The 20502-nt window shown below is 46.0% G+C and carries 19 protein-coding genes and 3 pseudogenes; 5 read left to right on the top strand and 17 right to left on the bottom strand.

All coding sequences use genetic code 11. The features are described 5' to 3' along the window. Positions 1–225 precede the first annotated feature (225 nt). Positions 226–879, top strand: a complete 654-nt coding sequence (locus E4K71_RS08330) for an IS1595 family transposase (protein ID WP_135081979.1) — start codon at positions 226–228, stop codon at positions 877–879. On the opposite strand, the gene E4K71_RS08325 is transcribed toward E4K71_RS08330, so the two are convergent. From E4K71_RS08325 to E4K71_RS08270, 12 genes and pseudogenes are all read right to left on the bottom strand, one after another. Continuing rightward, complete coding sequence (locus tag E4K71_RS08325; RefSeq protein WP_135078539.1) at positions 876–1061, bottom strand: hypothetical protein; 186 nt, start codon at positions 1059–1061, stop codon at positions 876–878. The two genes, E4K71_RS08330 and E4K71_RS08325, sit on opposite strands and share 4 nt — an antisense overlap. An 8-nt stretch (positions 1062–1069) precedes the next feature. Further along, positions 1070–1393, bottom strand: coding sequence for a type II toxin-antitoxin system RelE/ParE family toxin (locus E4K71_RS08320; protein WP_135078537.1), 324 nt, complete (start codon positions 1391–1393; stop codon positions 1070–1072). A gap of 8 nt (positions 1394–1401) precedes the next feature. Then, complete coding sequence (locus E4K71_RS08315) at positions 1402–1662, bottom strand: type II toxin-antitoxin system Phd/YefM family antitoxin (protein WP_167730379.1); 261 nt, start codon at positions 1660–1662, stop codon at positions 1402–1404. Between the two features lie 469 nt (positions 1663–2131). Continuing rightward, positions 2132–2509 carry a hypothetical protein gene (locus E4K71_RS18190; protein ID WP_167730377.1) on the bottom strand — a complete coding sequence of 126 codons (378 nt, stop codon included), beginning with the start codon at positions 2507–2509 and terminating at the stop codon, positions 2132–2134. A 736-nt stretch (positions 2510–3245) separates the two neighbouring features. Then, positions 3246–3446, bottom strand: a pseudogene (locus E4K71_RS08305) (transposase); the annotation flags it as partial. Next, positions 3446–4387 carry an IS110 family transposase gene (locus tag E4K71_RS08300; RefSeq protein WP_135078533.1) on the bottom strand — a complete coding sequence of 314 codons (942 nt, stop codon included), beginning with the start codon at positions 4385–4387 and terminating at the stop codon, positions 3446–3448. The gene E4K71_RS08300 and the pseudogene E4K71_RS08305, both read right to left, overlap by 1 nt. A gap of 184 nt (positions 4388–4571) precedes the next feature. After that, a pseudogene (locus E4K71_RS08295) lies at positions 4572–5603 on the bottom strand (IS256 family transposase); the annotation flags it as partial. 79 nt (positions 5604–5682) lie between these two features. Further along, on the bottom strand, positions 5683–6000 hold the full coding sequence (locus E4K71_RS08290; RefSeq protein ID WP_135078529.1) for a HigA family addiction module antitoxin: 318 nt from the start codon (positions 5998–6000) through the stop codon (positions 5683–5685). A 12-nt stretch (positions 6001–6012) separates the two neighbouring features. After that, a complete protein-coding gene (locus tag E4K71_RS08285) occupies positions 6013–6291 on the bottom strand; it encodes a type II toxin-antitoxin system RelE/ParE family toxin (RefSeq protein WP_135078527.1) in 279 nt (92 codons plus the stop codon). A 71-nt stretch (positions 6292–6362) separates the two neighbouring features. After that, a complete protein-coding gene (locus E4K71_RS18440) occupies positions 6363–6503 on the bottom strand; it encodes a hypothetical protein (RefSeq protein ID WP_240796914.1) in 141 nt (46 codons plus the stop codon). Positions 6504–6566: 63 nt separating this feature from the next. Beyond that, positions 6567–7189: pseudogene (locus tag E4K71_RS18435) on the bottom strand (transposase); the annotation flags it as partial. Between the two features lie 114 nt (positions 7190–7303). Then, positions 7304–8481 (bottom strand): IS3 family transposase gene (locus E4K71_RS08270; RefSeq protein ID WP_240796785.1). Its coding sequence is split into 2 segments (ribosomal slippage): positions 7304–8217 and positions 8217–8481, totalling 1179 coding nucleotides; the frame shifts between segments, so codons are not numbered across the junction. A gap of 158 nt (positions 8482–8639) precedes the next feature. Here E4K71_RS08270 and E4K71_RS08265 point away from each other — a divergent pair. Beyond that, complete coding sequence (locus tag E4K71_RS08265) at positions 8640–8882, top strand: hypothetical protein (RefSeq protein ID WP_135078521.1); 243 nt, start codon at positions 8640–8642, stop codon at positions 8880–8882. 2 nt (positions 8883–8884) lie between these two features. Here the strand turns inward: E4K71_RS08265 and E4K71_RS18185 are convergent, their stop codons facing one another. From E4K71_RS18185 to E4K71_RS08245, 5 genes are all read right to left on the bottom strand, one after another. After that, entirely contained in the window at positions 8885–9040 is a 156-nt protein-coding gene (locus E4K71_RS18185; protein ID WP_167730375.1) for a hypothetical protein, read from the bottom strand. A gap of 8 nt (positions 9041–9048) precedes the next feature. After that, complete coding sequence (locus E4K71_RS08260; protein ID WP_135078519.1) at positions 9049–9300, bottom strand: hypothetical protein; 252 nt, start codon at positions 9298–9300, stop codon at positions 9049–9051. Positions 9301–9565: 265 nt separating this feature from the next. Further along, complete coding sequence (locus tag E4K71_RS08255; protein ID WP_167730372.1) at positions 9566–10273, bottom strand: tail fiber protein; 708 nt, start codon at positions 10271–10273, stop codon at positions 9566–9568. A gap of 36 nt (positions 10274–10309) precedes the next feature. Continuing rightward, positions 10310–10987: a tail fiber protein gene (locus E4K71_RS08250; protein ID WP_167730370.1), complete on the bottom strand. Its 678-nt coding sequence runs from the start codon at positions 10985–10987 to the stop codon at positions 10310–10312. A 34-nt stretch (positions 10988–11021) separates the two neighbouring features. Then, positions 11022–11702 (bottom strand): tail fiber protein, encoded by a 681-nt coding sequence (locus E4K71_RS08245; RefSeq protein ID WP_135078513.1) that lies wholly within the window; start codon positions 11700–11702, stop codon positions 11022–11024. A 360-nt stretch (positions 11703–12062) separates the two neighbouring features. Here E4K71_RS08245 and E4K71_RS08240 point away from each other — a divergent pair, with 360 nt between their 5' ends. The 3 genes from E4K71_RS08240 to E4K71_RS08230 all read left to right on the top strand — a co-directional run bounded on the left by E4K71_RS08240 (position 12063) and on the right by E4K71_RS08230 (position 20489). After that, positions 12063–12905 (top strand): sulfotransferase, encoded by an 843-nt coding sequence (locus E4K71_RS08240; RefSeq protein ID WP_135078511.1) that lies wholly within the window; start codon positions 12063–12065, stop codon positions 12903–12905. A 13-nt stretch (positions 12906–12918) separates the two neighbouring features. After that, positions 12919–18846: a DUF4347 domain-containing protein gene (locus E4K71_RS08235; protein ID WP_167730368.1), complete on the top strand. Its 5928-nt coding sequence runs from the start codon at positions 12919–12921 to the stop codon at positions 18844–18846. A 62-nt stretch (positions 18847–18908) separates the two neighbouring features. After that, positions 18909–20489, top strand: a complete 1581-nt coding sequence (locus E4K71_RS08230) for a TolC family protein (protein ID WP_167730366.1) — start codon at positions 18909–18911, stop codon at positions 20487–20489. Positions 20490–20502 lie beyond the last annotated feature (13 nt).

Below are 20502 nucleotides of genomic sequence, written 5' to 3'. Positions count from 1 at the left end.
CTCAGCTAACCAAAAAATGGGAAAAGCCAGCTATCCGAAGATAGGCTGGCTTTTATGAAGTTTAACGACTTTCCAAGGTCAAATCTCGGTTTTGATTTACTGGACGAGATACCAGAGAAAAGAAATCAAAATGCAGCTCTGAAATACAAAACCGCACAAGTGATATCCGATTTCTTTTTGGGGCTGAAGTAGCTAAGGACTGAAAGAGGTTCTATAATGGCTACGATGTACATCCGAAAAAGTCGTCTGACTTTACGTCAGCAAAGCAAGTTGATTGAGCATTTTGTCGCAGGCAGCACGGCTCGTGCGACTGCTGAAATTGTAGGTGTCCAAGCGAACACATCGATCCGCTTCTTCATGCGGCTTCGCCAATTGATTGCCAGCAAGTTGCCGAGCTATCGTTTGCAAGGCGAGATTGAAGCTGATGAAAGTTATTTTGGCGGTGTCCGTAAAGGAAAACGAGGTCGTGGTGCTGGCGGCAAAGTGGCTGTGTTTGGCCTTTTAAAGCGGGGTGGCAAGGTCTATACGGCAATCATTCCCAATGCAAAGACAGAGACGCTGTTACCGATTATTCAGGAGAAGGTCGAGCCTGACAGTATCGTCTATACCGATACGTTTGGCGCTTACAACGCATTGGATGTTTCGGACTTTCATCACCGCCGCATCAACCATTCCAAACTCTTTGCAGACAAACAAAATCACATCAATGGCATTGAGAACTTTTGGAATCAGGCAAAGCGTCATATGCGGAAATTCAACGGTATCAAAACTGACCATTTCTACTGGTTTCTCAAGGAGTGTGAATGGCGTTTCAATGGAGGCAACCACGCAGACCTCCTAAAGCAGCTGAAAATATGGTATAAACAGGCTAAACATTAACCCTTAGCTACTTCAGCCCCTACTTTTTTATATTCATCAGATGATATATTGAGACCGTGTTCTCTTAAAACTTCTTGCAGCAACCTCATATTGGCTGAGTAGGCAGGGCACTGTTCGAGAATACACAATGTTGCCAACTTACAGTGTTCAGAAAAATGTTCTTTGACAGCATCTCGATTCATATTTTTCCCTACATCAGGCCATCAATTTCGTGATCTTGGAGGAATTGAATTTGATCATTTAAGATTCGTCGTCCATCCAAGATATAGAGGATATAAGCAGTATCTTCCTTTATCAGATAGTAAATATTGTAAGAACTATCGTATACGAGTTTTCTGATTTGAGGGACAGTAGAAACCTCCCTACCAAGTTCTGGGAAGTGTGACAATTTTTCAATCATAAATGCGATAATTTCATCATGAAATTTATCCGCATATTCAAAAGTATATTCAGCATGGTACTGGTAAATGGCTTCAAGGTCTGCTTCGCCATTTCTGGTAATGATGACGTGCATAATTATTTTTAGATATTGGCTTTAAAACGTTTCTTTAGTTGCTGAGCGTAATCGGCTGTCAGTTCATGATAGTTTTCTTGCTCTACATCTGATAGACCACGTTGAATTCCAGCTTGAATACGTAATTCAAACAACTCTTGAGCCTCTTGGATCGACATGGTAACTGCAACAGGACGATCTTTTTTCGTGACAATAACAGGCTCTCTTTGAGCTGTATCAAGATAACGCCCAAATTCTTTTGATGCTGACGTTGCAGAAATAGTTTTCATTGTCATGACCTGTATGATTAATAACTACGATACTCATAATACGGATTTTACGGAAAATGTAAAAGCGAATATAGAATTAAGTTGGAATTGGGAAATGGAAAAATTACACATTCCTTACACATTTACTGCTCCAACTGTGGAAAGGCGCGATATGACAGAGAAATACACCATTATGGGCGGCAAGGTCTATGTGTACCCTATTTTACACTTGCTTCTACACTAATTTTAACATCATCATTTTCCATTTTATGTTCCTTTCTTAATGGAGGCTTGATTGCCTAAGAAGAAAGAAACAACATTTGAGAAAACTGTTATTGTGGATAGGCGGTTTACGGCATAAAGAAAAATGAAAAGGGCAGGAAAATTCCCGCCCTCAAAATTTAAAAATCCATTGAATGCATTTATGCAACCTTGTTGCCTACGATATTGACCGCATCTCTGAGCGGGGCATCGTATAGATGTTGCATACCTATGTGTTGTTTGTTGCTGGGTGTGACCTAGCAATGCCCCAATTGAAAGCAGGCCTTGACCAGAAGATGCTAAGATAGAAGCGAAGGTCGTGCATTCGTAAATCTAACACACCCATTGGAAGGTGGATGCTCTGTGCTTCAGCGTCCTCAAGACATTTCTTAAAGCTGAACTTCTTGCCGTGTTTTTCCTTAACCTCAGATATAAAACCGTCAAGGGTAGGGTCTTCCTGCCATAGTGTTATGGTCGTTCGTTCACGAATTGATCTCCAAGTGTTCTTGATTTGCTCCCTGTTAACGGAACCTTCAAAAATCCAGATACGATGAGCATCAGGGGCATCTTTACGTTTCTGTAAAAGCTCAAGCGCTGCTGAAGACAAGGGAACCCTTTTGCAACGAACAATAAGTAATCAGACGTCATCACATCTGATTTACCTAACGAGTGCTTGATCTGATCAGCTTCTGCTGGGCGCTCAAAAAACTGAGAGAGGATGACGAGACAGAGCAGCCCTGTGTCTGTGGGTGACGCAATGTTTTCAGATTGTGGTTCTAATGTTTCTGGCGTTTCGTTCATTTGGTTGATTGATAATCGACTATTTTGTGATGTGGGAATGTGATCTTAAGATTGTTTTAGTGAGCGTCTGTAAGGAAATTGAGGAAAGCGAATAGATATTAATTCTAAGGTGTTGGGGTGACGCGTCTGTTTATAATGTGATGTTTTTGTAAAGGTGTGATAAATATAACTATCTAATTTTTAAAGGTAAATATTATATGTAAGTCACTAGGCTGAATATATGGGCATGATTTTTAGTAGATATAAAAGTAAAAATATGAATACTACTTAAAGGTTAGATGGTCAAATCTTGAGTTCAAATGTAAGAACAGTGTTATGTCAAAGGCGCAAGCAAAAGAAGTGAAGGCAGAGAGAGAAAGGTAGAGGGTATCTCTATGAGGTTAAACAGTGAAAATAATGTACCAAGTGGCTCAATTGAGAAAAATAAAAGCCGGATGAAACGACTGTCTATTTTTATCGGTGTTTTTGGACAGGTCGTATATTAATGCTGGGTAGTGTCCGATCTTCCGTGTAAATGACCGCTTAAGTTCACTTTTCCATCCTCAATATATTGAGGATGGAAAACGGTCTTCGAACAGGACGGCAAACTGGTTGAGAGCCTGTTTCCATGTTCGAGTGGGTATGGTCCACTTTTTTGAGGCATTTTTCAAGGCCAGATACAACAACTTGGTCGCCGCCTCGTCATTGGGAAAGTGGCCCCTGTTTTTTATGATTTTTCTCAAGGACATATTCAGCAACTGTATTAATCAGTTTGCCACTCTGATTTCTGAAGCACCATGGCATTTGCAATTGTTGCCAGCTTTCGAGCTGCTGCAATAACGCAAACTTTATGCGGTTTTCCAGCAGACTTAAGGCGTGCAAAGAAGGTTTTTATCTTCGGGTTATGCCATGAAGCGACTAATGCAGCTTGATAAAGAACGTCACGAACCTGTTTTCGCCCGCCAGACATAAAACGCTTTCCTTTATATTTCCCGCTATCTCGTGCGATAGGAGCGATACCACATAAACAGGCAATTTGTTTATCTGAGGCCGTTCCAAGTTCGGGAAGGAAGGCCAGAAAACTTGCACTGAGGACAGGGCCAACGCCGGGGATCGATTGCAAAATACGATCCTTTTCTTCAAGGTCATGATTCTCATGAATGAGCGTTGTGATCATAGCGTTTAAATTGGAAATCTGGTTATTTAGAAACTGGATATGAGCCTTGTCCAATTCTTCAAGGTCTTCTTCCTGCTGTTGTCGAGATTGGCATTTTAATGCAGCCCTTACTTTAATGAGTTGATAACGTTTTGCCATTAACCTATTGAGCCTCAATACATTATCAGATGGAAGGGAACGGCCTGAATTTGGGTTTTCCTGTATAAAACGGCAAATGATTTTGGCATCAATGCGATCTGTTTTTGCAATTTGAGCTTTGGAACGGGCAAAAGATCTTACTTGAGCGGGAGGGACTTGACGAACATGAAAACCCGCTTTGTGAAGAACTTTCCAGAAGGCCACTTCATAGCCTCCCGTGGCTTCCATGGCAATGAGCGTATTGGATTTGATTTCCTCAAGGCCATCAATAAGCTCTTGCAATCCGATTGCTGTGTTGGGGATGGATAAAATTTTGGAGGAATGACTAAAAGCAACGAGGCATTCATATTTCCCAACATCAATGCCGACAAAATAATTGAAATGTGCCATACTTCTTTCTCCTTCTTGTGCTCCGGGATCAAGGTCCCAATCAACTGTTCGAGATATGAAGAAGGTGGAGTTACCTTGCTGACTAACGAGGTCTAAGCCTCAAGGCTCTAACGGCAAACTCCACCCATAGTAGCCCTTGGCCAAGGGCTACTATGGGCATAAGTCTAACAAATTTTAAATACACAAGGCTCTCAATCGCGTTGGTCGTATAGATGATTTTGCGGATTTCTTCAGGATAGGCAAAAAACGGAATGACATGCTCCCAGTTATTTCGCCATGATTTGGCGATAGAGGGGAACTTTCCGCCCCATTTCTCCTCAAATTCATCCAGCCTGAGAGCGGCGTCTTCAGCCGTATTGGCCCGATAGACCCCTTTCAAATCGGTGGCGACCGCTTTTTTCTCTTTCCAGCCGACAAAGTTCAGGGAATTGCGGATCATATGGACGACGCAAGTCTGGACCTGTGTGTCAGGGAAGGCGGCGTTGATGGCCTCTGGAAAGCCTTTTAGACCATCCACGACAGCAATAAAGACGTCGTTCACACCTAGGTTCTTGATGTCATTCATCACCCTAAGCCAGAACTTAGCCCCTTCGGTTTGTTCAATCCACAGGCCGAGAACCTCTTTCTGGCCTTCCATCGTAAAGCCCAGAGCCAAATAAACCGCCTTGTTGCGAACCGTACCTTCATCACGGATTTTGACCCGTAGGGCATCAAAGATGATAACAGGATAAACCGCATCAAGAGGGCGGCTTTGCCAGTCTCGAACCTCTTCCATGACCGCATCCGTCACTGTGGAAATCAAATCCTTGGAGACCTCTACGCCATAGATTTCCTCAAGGTGCCCACGGATTTCGTTAACGCTCATGCCACGGGCATACATAGAAATAATCTTGTCATCGAAGCCGTCAAAACGACGTTGACCTTTCTTGATGATTTGTGGCTCGAACGTGGCATCGCGGTCTCTGGGCGTGGTAATTTCCATCTCGCCGTCTTCGCCGACAATGGTCTTGCGACCATGACCGTTGCGGGAATTGCCGCCATTACGCCCTGTTGGATCGCCTTTGGCATAGCCAAGGTGATCGTCCAACTCCGCATTCATCGCCCTCTCAATCAGGGCTTTCTTCAATTGTTTAAGAAGTCCATCTTCGCCCATCAAGTCTTGTGGGTTCTCAACGGATGCTAAAAGCTCATCGAGCAGTTCTTTCTTGATAACCATCTTCTGGCACCTCCAAACAGGAGTTTACACGATGGTCATTTACACAGTTAATCGGATAGGCTCGGGCAAACCTTAGTTCTTAAACGTGACCATTTGCCTCTTCTGACCAGACTTTCCCAGGTTCCCACTGTTTCAAATCCTGTTCAGCTTCAAATAGGTCTAATGCCGTTTGCATGTTGACCCAGGGGATAGAAGAAATATTTAAAGCGCGAGCTAGTTTGCTGGCGGTGACTGGAGTCATACGGGCATTCCCATTGAGAATTTGAGAAACGGTTTTACGGCTCATATCAATTGCATCTGCCAGTTCTGAAACCTGGATGCCACGAGGGTCGATTACCATGGCCTTTAAGGTCATTCCTGGATGGCTAGGGGGTCTCATTCGTTTAATGCTTGCCATGGTGTTTTTCCATTAGTGATAATCTTCAAAATTCAGAATAATGACATCGGGTTGTTCCCATTCAAATGTGATGCACCAGTTACCAGATGCATGCATTGAATATTCACCTTTACGACTGCCTTTTAGTTCATGAAAATTTTGAATGCCTGAGCATTGAGAAAGGTCTGTTACGTTATCAAGGAAGTCCATGATGAAAATGCAGGTCTGGTGATAACGTTTGTTGATACGGGCGGTTTTACCCGTTTCGAACAACTCTTTTAGCCCTTTGTGTTTGATTTTTGCTATTGGCATTCAGTTAACTTTCAGCGCTACTTAAAAAGTAACACGTTACCTTTCGGGTAACAAGGGTTTTGTTCCACAGCTTAAACATCAATAAGGTTTCCGACCTGGTTAGTCGCGTCCCGTTGTGGTTCGTCCATCAAATGCGCATAACGTTGTGTTGTCTGAACCTGAGTATGACCCAATAGAGACCCAATCAAGGGTAAATCATGCCCTTTTGAAATCAGAATGGAAGCATAGGTGTGGCGTAAATCATGGATTTTGAGGTCTGTGGTTGCGATTGGTAACCTTAAGCGGATGCACGACCCGTCGTTCATCCAAAGCCGTCCCCGCTTTGGTTGTTGTTTAGGGATTTTGAGCCCTTCACGTCGCCAAATCCTTTCAACCCGCTTGTGATTGACGAACCAGCCTTCAAGGCGAAGCAGACCTGCAATCATGCGATAACCATAACGTCCGTAATATTCAGCCAGAGCGGTAATCGCTTCAGTTAAAGCGGCATCCGTTGCCTGTTTTGTCGGTTTCTTTCGCTGGGTTGAACGGTGTTGACCAAGAACCTTGCACGCCCGACGTTCCGAGATCGCAAGGAGTTTCATAACATGTTCAACACAGTTGCGACGACGTGCAGGGCTCAGAAGTTTCCCTCTGCTGCCTCTTTCAGAATAAGCTTGTCCAGCGTCAGTTCCGCAACCGCCTTTTTCAAGCGGGCGTTTTCCTGCTCCAGAGCTTTCATCTTTTTGGCCTGAGATGTTTTCATCCCACCATACTGACTTCGCCAACGATAATAGGTTTGCTCCGTCACACCTATTTTGCGGGCTGCATCGGCAATAGTGCTGCCTTGAGCGATGAAAACCTCGGCTTCGCGAAGCTTCATGATGATTTGTTCAGGTGTTGGGCGTTTTTGTTTTCCCATGTGTTCTTCTCCTTATTCATGGATGAGAATAAGCCAAAAAAACTAACATTTCATGTGGACCACTTTTTCGGGGCTACGCCAGCACTGACGTGCCCCACTTTGGTGGTCCAACCGCTATGTTAGTTTTTGGCGGTCAATGTCGTCCTGATGTGGCGACTGGAGCGTAGCGTAAGTCAGAACATCAGGACGAGGCAAGATTGTTTTTGGTGCCGGAGGCTTATAGCCCAATGAACTGTGCGGACGAACTTCGTTGTAAAATTGCCGCCAACGTTCAATCAGTACCTTTGCTTCCTGCAAAGTGTAGAATATTTCTCCATTTAAAAGCTCATTGCGAAGCTTGCCATTGAAGCTTTCGTTATAGCCATTTTCCCAAGGTGACCCCGGCTCGATATAGAGCGTCTTGCAACCGACCTTGCCAAGCCAGTCGCGAACCACTTGAGCCGTAAATTCCGACCCGTTGTCAGAGCGAATATGATCGGGGACACCGCGTGTGGCAAACAATTCAGTTAAAACATGCAAGACATCTTCGGATTTCAGTTTACGTTCAACCTCAATTGCCAGACATTCACGGCTGAATTCATCAATGACAGTAAGCATTCTGAACGCCTTGCCATCAGCCGTGCGATCCATGACAAAGTCATAGGCCCAAACATGGTTCTTCCAGCAAGGACGTAAACGGATACAGGAACCGTCGTTCATCCAAAGTCGTCCTCGTTTGGGTTGTTGCTTTGGTATTTTAAGCCCTTCACGTCGCCAGATGCGTTCAACCCGCTTATGATTAACAAACCAGCCTTCAAGACGCAGCAGACCCGCAATCATGCGATAACCGTACCGCCCATAATATTCAGCCAGTGCAGTGATTGCTTCTGTCAGAGCCGCATCCGTTGCTTGCTTTGTCGGCTTCTTTCGCTGGGTCGAACGGTGCTGACCAAGAACCTTGCAAGCTCGACGTTCTGATATCGCAAGGACGTTCATGACGTGGTCAACACAGTTGCGACGGCGTGCTGGGCTCAGAAGTTTCCCTCGGCTGCCTCCTTGAGGATCAGCTTGTCTAACGTCAGTTCGGCCACCGCCTTTTTAAGACGGGCGTTTTCCTGTTCCAAAGCTTTCATCTTTTTGGCCTGAGAGGTTTTCATCCCGCCATACTGGCTTCGCCAGCGATAATAGGTCTGTTCCGTCACACCGATTTTGCGGGCAGCATCGGCAATGGTATGCCTTTGAGCAATAAAAACCTCAGCTTCACGAAGCTTCATGATGATCTGTTCAGGCGTTGGGCGTTTCTGTTTTCCCATGTCTTTTCTCCTTATTCATGGATTTGAATAAGCCAAAAAAACTAACATTTTATGTGGACCACTTTTCGGGGGCTACGCCAGCACATCGCGTAGGGATGACTTTTTTTAAGCGAGGTTTACATCGCTTGTTTGCCCGTGAAATCCGTCAAGGATCGGACATGGTTGATCGTGCGCGAGAAATGGTTGAGCAGTGGGAGAGAGAGATTAGCCCACGACCCGTTTATGTCGATGCCTGGAAAGATATTCTTGCCCATGATGATCAGGAAGTTGCCCGGATCATTACAGCACCGACAGAAGAAATGGATCGCTGGCGTTGTTCAACGCCATTTGTACCAAACCTGCTGGATGTTCCAACAAGGCTGCGTTTTCAGAAAAAATTACGGAAACTAGCTCCTCTATGATTTCATCTCCATATCCGGGCGACTTTTTGCTGTTCACTGAATTGTTCTTCAGGGGGCCAATACTTCGGAACGTGAGCCATCTTTGCCAGTCGTTCAGGGTGATGATTGAGCAGGGCATTAATCAATTTCTTTTGATAAATGATGATGGCCATCGCCATGGGATCGTTCAGGGCTTTGTATTGAAGAAAGTCTCGGAAGTTTTCAAAGGCTCTATGCGCAAGGGTCTTTTTATTTTTCTTCTTGCCGATATATCTATTCCACAATTTACTTGTTTTAGGGTGTTTAGTGATCGGTTTCGGTTTATACGCTGTTTTTTGTGTTTTTTGTGGCTTTGTTGCTTTTTCGGTGATTTAAATGGCCCAAGCCTTTCTTCAAGTGCCGCTTTAGAAAAATCACGGCCTAGATCGGAAGCTTTCATTCGGTTTTTCTTATCATCGGATTCAATGATCAGACCATTCCCACGTTTCTTGGCGGATGAACACGGTTAATGGGCTTGGGTTGGATCATCTTGCCTGTTTCGTCATATTCCAGTGTACCGGGATAAGCGCGCTCAAACTGTTTGACCACATGGTCGCGTAAACCTGTGTCGCGCTTAAGAGACTGTTTGAATTCGTTATGGAGCCATTCAAGCCGCTCTTTTGATATGGCACCTCAGTGTGATGCTGAGGTGCCTATAATCATCTTTAGTTATTACGCGGTGGGTATGAGCCCTCTACGTTGATGCAGGCTGTTAAGCCGGATTGGGGGGGGCGATTGGGGATGCCGTTTGGTGTTGAGCTTCCTGCGACACCTGTTGTAACAGGGCTTAATGAACCCGTGGCTTCTATAATATTGGGGTTCATCAGAGTGTCTGGAGTGCCCTCATAAATTGGCTGACGTTTTGCCAGTTTACCACCAGTTGAGCGTGCGGCAGGTACAGCGTTTTCAGGGGAGGCTTGATCACCAATAGCGGTTGTTGCCTCTACGACCCCAGTAACGTTTGCTGTTACATGACTGATGCTATGGTTATGTGGGGCGACATCTGTGGCATTCATATAGATTTGTTCATAACCAATCTGCATGCCTTCTATAACATTGTGATAGATACCAGGGCCTTGTCCTGTCCCGATTGCAGTGCGTCCGCGTAGGTCTGGCACGGCGAAATTCGTTCGGCCGTTACCGCCATAGTTTGTTCCAAGCAGGCTAAACAATGCTGTATGATCTGGAATTTCAAGCAGGCGACCATCTGCATTTACATAGCCACGAGGGCAATAAGTACCAGCAGACCAACACACAGATGCCATATAGTCATCGGGGTTGCAGGTTGAGGCTTTGGCCTGATTGAAGGAGGTTGTGCTTAGTGCTGTTAATCCCACCACAAGGCCCAATGACATTTTTTTAAGTGTCTTCATTTTTAAACTCACATTTCTAAAATTACACGAGCGCATTTATGGGCGCGGTGGGTAAGTGCCCTTCATTGCAATACATGCAGTTAGGCCAAGGCTGGGGGGACGATGAAGAAAGTCGTAACTGTGCCCGCTTGTGGAAGAAACGGCATTATTCGGCATGGTCATTGTGCCTGTAACGTTTCCACTCATGTTTGCATTGGCACCATTGGTGGAATAGTTCGGACTTGTGCTTGACCCCACACCCGGAAAATTCCCAGCAGGGCTCGTTTCACCACCTGACGTCTTATTGGCCTTCAGTGTCCCGGTCATGGAAACATTGGAACCGGGAATGTCGTGGGAATGCATAGGCAGATTTTGTGCGTTAATCGTCAGGACGTCAGTCCCACGCATTTGCCCACGAGTGACAGGGTACTCACCGGGGTTGGCAGAGCCTAAGCCAACAAGGCTTCGACCACGTAAATCAGGCAATCTAAAATTCGTACGCCCATCCCCGCCATAAGCAGTGCCAATTAAGGAAAAAAGTTCGGGGGAATTGGTGATGGGAATGATCTGACCCTCTGCACCTGCGTAATTTCTGGGACAGAAATTAGCAGCCGTCCAGCAAATTTGACCAATATAAGGGTCGGGTTGACAGCCCGCAGAGGCTTCATTTGGTGCCAGTGACGTTGCAATTAAAACGCCCGCAGCTATTTTTGCAAAATGAGAAATGCGAAACATAAATGTACTCCAATCAAGTAGATGTTCGGACGAATTAATTTCTTGGTGGGTAGATCCCATCAACTGCGATACATGCGATTGCCCCTACTTGAGGGGAAATTGTGGAAATTGGCGTTGTTCCGCTTGCCGGCGTCGGACCGGTTTCTGAATTTGGAACCGATGCCACCATATCGACAATATCAGGTGCCATTGTTGTGTCTGGTGTTGAGGCATATGTGGCGTTTGCTGATACCGCAAATGCGTTACCATTTGGGGTGACTTCTGTCGCTGGAGCAATGCTGGCGGCAACTGAAACCTGTGTCATATTGGCTTGGCTTAGGTCAACGCTATGAACATGTGCGGGCATATTGGCCATGGTCATTGTGTATTCACTTTGGTTCGAAATATAACCATTAGGGATGGGTTGAAGACCTGGTCCTATGCCAACGCCAATGGCTTCACGCCCTTGCAAGTTTGGCAAGGAAAAAGTCGTTGTGCCATTGCTGCCATAGGTTCGGCCAAGTATGGAATAAAGAACTTGATTGGTGGCAATCTGTAGCACTTGTCCGTTGGCTTCCGTGTATTTGTCGGGGCAAAAGTTTGCAGCCGTCCAGCATATTGTACCAATATACGGTTCAGAGTCACATGCAAGAGCTGGTGACGGTGAGAGTAGGGTTGCACTGTATGTCAGTGTTGACAGCGCACAAACCTTAACTAGAGATAGAGTTTTTTTCATAACGTCTCCTGTAAAGTGGTGTCTCAGGAGGTTATTCTTTAAGTTGCGGATTCTCAAGCAATAATATTATTATTTTTTATAAAGCACTTAATGGTTTTTATTTGCTGCTCGTTCTATATGTCAGTTTATCAATGAAGCCGCGTTCCTTTAATTGTTTTCATGGCTGGTCTTCAATTGAATAATTGTGATTATGGTATGCTATAGAACATTTTAGACATTTTTTGTATGTTTTATTTATACCTACACAACTATGTATAATGATTATCCCCTTATACGATTTTACTTGATGTTATACAACCCAATATGTAGAAGGGACTTTCGGGCGATATTTTTGCACAATGATAGAGTGTGTGTTTGGGTATGAATTTTATATCAGGGCTACCGCGATCTGGTTCAACTTTGCTAAGTGCTTTGTTGAGGCAAAACCCAAGGTTTCATGCGTCAATGTCTAGTGGGTTGGCTTCTCTTCTTAAGGCAAATTTGCAAGTCATGAGTGCTGGTTCCGAAGCGTCTTTAGTCATTGATGAAGAACAAAGGCCCAAGATTTTGCGGGCCATTTGCAATGCTTATTACGATGGTTTTCAGCCTGATGATGTTGTTTTTGATACCAACAGGATTTGGTGTTCGAAGATGCCGCTGATCCATAAATTATATCCTCAGGCAAAAGTGATTGCCTGTGTTCGCGATGTGCCGTGGGTGATGGATAGTTTGGAGCGGTTATATCGCAAGAATCCTTATGAAAACACCTTGCTGTTTGGCGGGGATGAAGGGCGTGCAACGGTCTACAGTCGTGTGGAAGCGCTGGCTCATCACAATCGTTTGGTCGGATTTGCCTGGTCGGCCTTAAAAGAAGCTTTTTATGGTGAACAGGCCCAAAACATGCTGGTTGTTGATTATGAGTTTCTAGCCAAAGCACCGGAAAAGGTCTTGAGATTGGTCTATCAATTTATTGATGAACCTTGGTACGAAGGGCATGATTTTGAAAATGTTGAATTTGAGGCAGACGAATTTGACCGTGCATTGGGCGTAAAAGGGCTTCATTCCGTTCGCCCGAAAGTCGAATTCAAAGCCCGTCGCACTGTCCTGCCACCAGATTTATTCGAAAAGTTTAAAGATATGAGCTTCTGGAAAGACGTTACGGGCAGTGGTGCATTTGTCATTACCGCCAAGGATGAAGTCAGCGTCCAAGACGTTGCCCAATAGGGAACACGATAAAATGAATTTTGTAAAACGCTGGTCAAAATCACTTTCGCCCCAAAAAGACAATGCTGTTGAAAGGCGCCCTCTCGCACATGCTTTGGAACCGCGCATCATGTTTGATGCTGCTGTTGTTTCAACGACATCTGAACTGGCTGATTTAGCCACAGAAAGCGAGAACTCTGGGAAAGAGGTCGCAGTTGTTGACACGTCAATTGCGGATTATGAAAAACTCGTTACAGCGCTTGACGGGTCCATTGATGTGATCCTGATTAATGGACAAGACGGGCTTAACCAGCTTAGCGAAGCGTTAGAGGGATATGGTGATATTGATGTGCTTCACATTATTTCACACGGTAGTGCGGGTATGCTTTCGCTGGGCGGTGATATTATCAGTTCTGATACATTGGAACAACATAGCGAGAGTCTAACATCTATCGGTGGAAGTTTAAGCGAAGACGGTGACATCCTTCTCTATGGCTGTGAGGTTGCTTCTGCAGGCGGTGTGCAATTTATTACGGACCTTTCTCAAATCACAGGGGCGGATATTGCGGCGTCTGATGATCTTACAGGGAATGCCGATTCCGGTGGGGATTGGGACTTGGAAATCGTATCCGGTGACGTGGATGGAAAGGTTGCGTTTAGCGAGCAAGCCTTGAAAGATTTTTCCCATGTTCTGGCCTATAGCGGGACAGTGGACTTTAGTGGCAATAATGCGGACCCAGGTGAATATAGTACGGATGGGTCCAAAGATGCAAAATTTAACGTTGGGGCATATACACTTATTGTGGATGGTGCGGATGCCGGTACGGAGTGGTATGCTGCGAGCAGTTATGTTACCTTTGGCTATAAGAACTCCGACGATACTGTAATAGAGCAGGAAAGTAAAGTGACCCTATCCTTTTCTGGGGGGGAAAGTTTTGATGTCACCAGCCTTAAGATTTATAACTTGATTGGAGCGGGTGACACTTTTACCATCTCTTCTGATAAGGGAGATAGTTTTACGACAGGGGTAATTAATAAAGACGCCGAAGTAACTCCAACGTTGAACTTCACCGGCATTACAAAGTTATATGTGACGGCAGCAGATAATACGCTTTTTGGACATCTCGATGACTTCACGATTGCCAATGTGCAGGCGGCTTCCAGCGATGCTGAAATTACCTCTTCGACCTATGACGCTTCCACGGGCGTTATGGTTGTAACAGGGGCAAATTTCACGGCGAATGGCAGTGGGGCAGATGTTGATGCCTCAGATTTGACAATTACGGGTGAAGGCGGTGATACCTATACGCTGACGGATACGGCGGATGTGGAAATTACCAGTGCGACCCAGTTTAGCTTGACCTTATCAGCAACGGATAAGGCGGCGGTTAATCAAATTTTGAACAAGGATGGAACAAGCTCAACAGGTTCCACCACCTATGATCTGGATAGTGCCGCTGGTTTTATGACGGATCAGTCCTCTATCTCAGATACGGGTACAAATGGCATCACGGTTTCCAGTGTGGCTGCACCGACCATTACGTCTGCGACTTATAATGCCGCTACTGGGACTGTGGTAATCACGGGGACAAACTTTGTCAAAAGTGGCGGGGTAACAAATGATGTTGATGCTTCTGACATTACCTTTACAGGGGAAGACGGGGCGACCTACACTTTAACGGATACCTCGGATGTGGAGATTACTTCCGGTACATCGGCAACGCTTACACTTTCAGCAACGGATAAAGCGGCGCTGAATTTGATTATGAATAAGGACGGGACATCATCAACCGGGGCTACGCCTTATAATATTGCTGGGGCTGCTGGTTTTATGGCAGGCGATAGTACAGCAGCAGCTGATAGTGCAGGTGGGGTTACGGTTTCCAGCGTGCCTGCCCCGACGGTTACGTCTGCGGCATATGATTATTCAACCAATATTTTGACGGTCACAGGTACGGGGTTTGTGCGTAATTCCGGTGGGGCTAATGATGTGGATGTATCTGATTTAACTCTCACAGGTGAGGGTGGGGCGTCTTATACACTGACATCGGCAACCGATGTGGAAATTACGAACGCGACGACATTTAGTGTCACACTCAGCGGGGCTGATATTGTCGGTGTGGAAAGCCTGTTGAATAAAGATGGGTTGAGCGCAGATAGCGGCACGACCTATAATTTGGCTGCGGCTGCAGGTTTCATGGCTGGTGATAGTACATCAGCGGGTGATGCAAGCGCTGGGATCACTGTTTCCAATTATGCTGCACCGACAATTACATCTGTTGCGTATAATTACACCACGAACCAGTTGGTTGTTACAGGGACAAACTTTGTCTCCAAATCAGGTGGGGCAAATGATGTGGATGTTTCCTTACTGACGATTACAGGGGAAGGTGGTCCCGGGAATTCTCATACGCTGACAAGTACTTCAAGTGTGGAAATTGATTCTGCGACCCAGTTCACCATTACACTCAGTGGTACGGATTTGGTGAATGTGGATACCTTGTTAAACAAAGATGGAACAACGTCTTCTACAGGGGGAACGACCTTTAATCTGGCAGCGGCTGACAACTGGATGACAGCATCACCTGCCGGGACAGATATTTCTGATGCAACGAGTGCAATCACCGTATCAAGTTTTGCAAACCCGGCTATTACGTCGGCGGCTTATGACTGGAATACCGGGGCTCTTGTTCTGACAGGGACGAACTTTGTCTCCAAATCAGGTGGGTCCAATGATATTGATGCCTCGTTATTGACCTTAACGGGCGAGGGGGGAAGTACATATACCTTAACAGATACTTCTGATGTTGATGTGACTTCGGCCACCAGTGCGACCTTGACTTTAAGTGCAACGGATCGTCTGGCTGTAAACGGTTTGTTGAATAAGGATGGACTAACCTCTGCAACAGCAGGGACCACCTTTAACCTTGCGGCTGCGGATGACTGGATGACGGGCTCGCCAGCAGGAAATACAATTACGGATGGATCTACAGGGGTAACGGTTTCCAACTATGCTGCACCGACGATTACATCGGCAGCTTATGATTATAACACGAACATCTTGACCGTAACGGGGACAAATTTTGTTTCGAAGTCCGGTGGCGCAAACGATATTGATATTTCAATGTTAACTTTCACAGGGGAAGGCGGGGCGACTTATACCCTGAGCAGTGCAACAGATGTTGATGTGACCTCGGCCACTGAGTTCAGTGTGACCTTAACGGGTATGGATGTTGTGGGCGTGGAAAGTCTGCTTAATAAGGATGGGGCGAGCGCAGACGGCAGTACGAGCTATAATTTGGCCGCTGCGGAAGATTGGTTGGCTCAGGCCCCTACGGGTACGAATATTGCTGATACGACAGGTAACGCCATAACAGTTTCTAACTATGCTGTGCCGGCCATTACATCGGCCAGTTATGATTGGTCAACGGGGCAGCTGGTTCTCACTGGGACAAATTTTGTTTCGGCCTCTGGGGCCAGTAACGACATTGATGCGTCTCTTCTCACCCTGACAGGGGAAGGCGGGGCAACTTATACATTGACGGATACATCAGATGTGGAAGTGACGTCAGCAACATCAGCGACCTTGACATTAAGTGCGACAGATCAACTCAATGTACATGGCCTGTTTAATAAAGATGGGGCGAGTGCAGAAGATAGTACGACCTATAACCTGTCTGCTGCGGAGGATTGGGCAACAGGTGCGCCGTCGTCAGAAAATATTGTCGATACAGCAACAGGTGTGAGCGTTTCCAATGTGGTTGCACCGACGATTACATCGGCCACATATGATTCTGATACAGGGGTCCTGCAAGTGACAGGGACGAACTTTGTCAAATATAGTGGGGCAAACAATGATGTGAATATTGGGGCCTTTACCCTGACAGGGGAAGGGGGAAGCCACACCATCACGAGTACAAGCGATGTTGAAATTACGTCTGCAACGTCTTTCTCTGTGACGTTAAGCGGAAGCGACAAGACCAATGTCAATAGTTACTTGGATCAACTTGGCACATCCTCTTCCGGTGGAACGCTCTATAATATTGCGGCGGCTGATAACTGGATGGCGGGCTCTGCGACTTCAACAAATATTTCTGATACAACAAGTAATGGGGTCACGGTTTCAATTGCCCCTAAAATCACCTCAGCAGCTTATAATGCTTCCACGGGGGCACTTGTTGTAACCGGGACAAATATTCAGGCTGCGGCAGGTGCAAATAATGATATTGATGCATCAGTGTTTACATTTACTGGTGAAAATGGGGAAACCTATACGCTAATCGATACGGCAGATGTGGAACGCACGTCTGCGACCCAATTTACACTGACGCTTTCAGCCACCGATAAGGCTGCTGTAAACCTTATTATGAACAAAGATGGTTCCTCTTCTACAGGGGCGACATCCTATAACATTGCGGTTGCTGATGATTGGAATACAAACGTTACAGATGGTGACACATCTGATACGACGGGCAATGCCATAACCGTTTCTAGCGTGCCTGCGCCAACCATTGCGTCGGCGACCTATAATGCCAATACGGGGGCGGTTGTCCTAACGGGTACAAACTTTGTCAAAAGCGCCGGGGCTGCCAATGATGTGGATGCATCTAAATTGACCTTCACAGGTGAAGGTGGGGAAACCTATACGCTGACAAATACCACTGATGTGGAGATTACATCGGGTACATCGGCAACCCTTACGCTTTCAGCCACTGACAAGGCAGCGCTTAATTTGATTATGAACACGGATGGTGCTTCATCAACGGGGGCAACAACCTTTAATATTGCAGCTGCTGCGGGCTTCATGACGGGGGACGGTACAACAGCTGCCGATACGACAGGTAATGCGGTAAATGTTTCCAACGTACAGGCCCCAACCATTACATCGGCGACTTACAATACCTCAACCGGGGCAGTTGTTTTAACAGGTACAAATTTTGTTAAAAACAGTGGGGCTGCCAATGATGTGGATGCGTCTAGCTTGACGTTCACAGGTGAAGGGGGGACTTACACATTGACAGATACCTCTGATGTGGAAATTACCTCGGGCACAACCGCAACCCTTACGCTTTCAGCGACCGATAAAACAGCGTTGAACTTGATTATGGATAAGGCTGGTGCTTCCTCTTCCGGTGGGACGCCCTATAATATCGCAGGTGCTGCGGGCTTTATGGCAGGTGACAGCACAACAGCAGCTGATACAACAGGCAATGCGGTAACGGTCACGGTCACAATCTCGGAAGCAACAGGGGCGAGCTCATCAACGGTTACGCCACCTCCACAGTCGTCCACATCTGAATCGACTCCTGTCAATGAGGCATCGTCATCACCGGGTTTCTTTGATGAGGGACTGGGCGGTGACAAGCCTATGCTTGGTGATACGGGCGGTTTGTCTATTGGTTCCGATATTAATGGCGCAGGTGTCTCAAGTGTGACTGTTGGCGAAGTGATGTCTGACGGTGGGGGGCTCAATGATGCTTCCACATTGATTGACCCGTCAGCCGGGGTAAATGCAATGAGCATTGTTCGCAATGCGGTCACTGGAAATGATGGAACGCTCAATAAGTTTTACGGTGCAGGCTCCCATGTGGGTCAAGTTGTGAGCGAGAGTGCCGGGGGGGCAACGTCTGATATTGGGGCTGGAAATATTGCATCCCTTGTCGGTGATAGTGTTGTCGATAGCATGTCAGGACTGGGCAACAGTCTTGGCGGTGGTCTCGGTGGTAGCTTCAACAATGGTCTGTTTGGAGTTGAAGAGCTGACCTCAGCACAGCTGAACACTCCTGACACGACAGACCCGCAGGAGTTCGAAAAATTCATGGCGGACCTGGCCAGCCTGAATGACAGCGATATGAAAGCGAAAGAGTTCAATGCCCAGCTTGGGTTTAATCAGCAGCTTGCGCAGGAAACTGTCGATAAGAAAACAATGAATTTACAAGACGCACTATCGTCTCTTGGATGATGAGGTCTTTACAGACCAGCATGAGGAATTTGGGGAATATAACGTTGACCGGTTTAAATAAAATGATGATGACAAAATTTCGCACACTGACAAGCGTGTCTGCTTTAGGGCTTTTTCTCGCAGGCTGTTCAATCATTCCTGAAGAAATCGTTTTTGAGGAACATAAGCAACGTGTAAGTGAGGATTTACAGCACTTATATGAAAAGCAGGAAGTGATCACCAAGCCAATTACCATGTATGAGGCGATGGCACGTGCGATCAAATACAATATGGATAACCGCCTGAAAATGATGGAAGTCGCGGTTTCCAAACAGCAATTGAATAGTGCAACGATGGGGCTTTTGCCGAAATTGACAGCCAATGCAGGCTATTCAGAACGTTCCAAGCCAGATGCGAGCAACAGCGCGACATTGGGCTCAAGCAGCCGTTCGACGTCATATTCTTATTCAGAAGATGATGACATCTATACCGCAGACCTCGGCTTTAGCTGGAATGTCCTGGATTTTGGCCTGAGTTACATTCGGGCAAGTCAATATGCTGATCGCTATATGATTACTCAGGAACGTCGCCGTAAAGTCGTTCATAATATCATTCAGGATGTGTGTAACTCATATTGGAATGCGTTGTCGGCACAACGTTTGTTGGCAAAAATTGATCCGCTTTATAACCGGGTGCATGAAGCTTTGAAAAATGCGCGCAAGATTGAAAATGAAAGATTGCGCTCCCCCATGGAGATGCTGACATATCGCCGTAATTTGCTGGAAGTTTTGCGTCAGCTTAAAGTCATGCGTCGTGAATTATCCTCTGCGCAGATTTCTTTGGCAGCCTTGATGAACTTGAAACCGGGTAAGAAATATACATTGGTTGATAATGAAAATATCTTTGCCATTCCTGACATTTCAACACCATTGCAGCAATTGGAACAGGTCGCGCTGGTCAACCGTCCTGAATTGCGTGAAGAAGCCTATCAAAAGAAAATCACGTCCAGTGATGTGACAAGAGCGATGTTAGGCATGGTTCCTGGATTGCAGTTTAACTATTCCTATAACTATGATTCCAATTCATATAACTACGCAGACCATTGGGCCGACTGGGGCGTTTCGATTAGTTATAACCTGTTGAAAAGCTTCACAGAAGGCCCGGCACAGCTGGAAATGTCAAAGGGGCAACTTGAGGTCGTTGATACACGTCGCCTCGCCTTAAGCATGGCTGTTTTGAGTCAGGTGCATATTTCGTGGAACCATTTCCATCGCACAAAGGAAGAGTTTGAAACAACACACGAGTTGCATCAAGTTAATCAGGGTATTCTCAATGAGGTCAAAAACGCAGTTCCCACAAAATCACAAGGGGAAATGAAACTGATTGAGGCTGAACTTAATACCGTTCTTGCAGAGTTACGCCGTGATGTTACCTATGCGGAGATGGTCAATGCCGCGGGGAAAGTGTTTATTTCTGTTGGGGCCGACCCCCTTCCTGATACAGTTGAAGATCATTCTATTGAAACTTTATCCAAGGCGATCAAAGACACAATGGATGGTTGGTATAGCGGCAAAATGAATGGCCGTGCCGTTTCCTTGTATCAGCAAGATGGTCAGGGGCAGGAACTGGTTAAGGTGAAAGCTGCAAACCAGTCTCAGAAATAAATCTGAAAAGTTG

Source organism: Terasakiella sp. SH-1 (genome assembly GCF_004564135.1).
Lineage (GTDB): Bacteria > Pseudomonadota > Alphaproteobacteria > Rhodospirillales > Terasakiellaceae > Terasakiella.
This window is presented reverse-complemented; position numbering and strand designations above follow the sequence as displayed.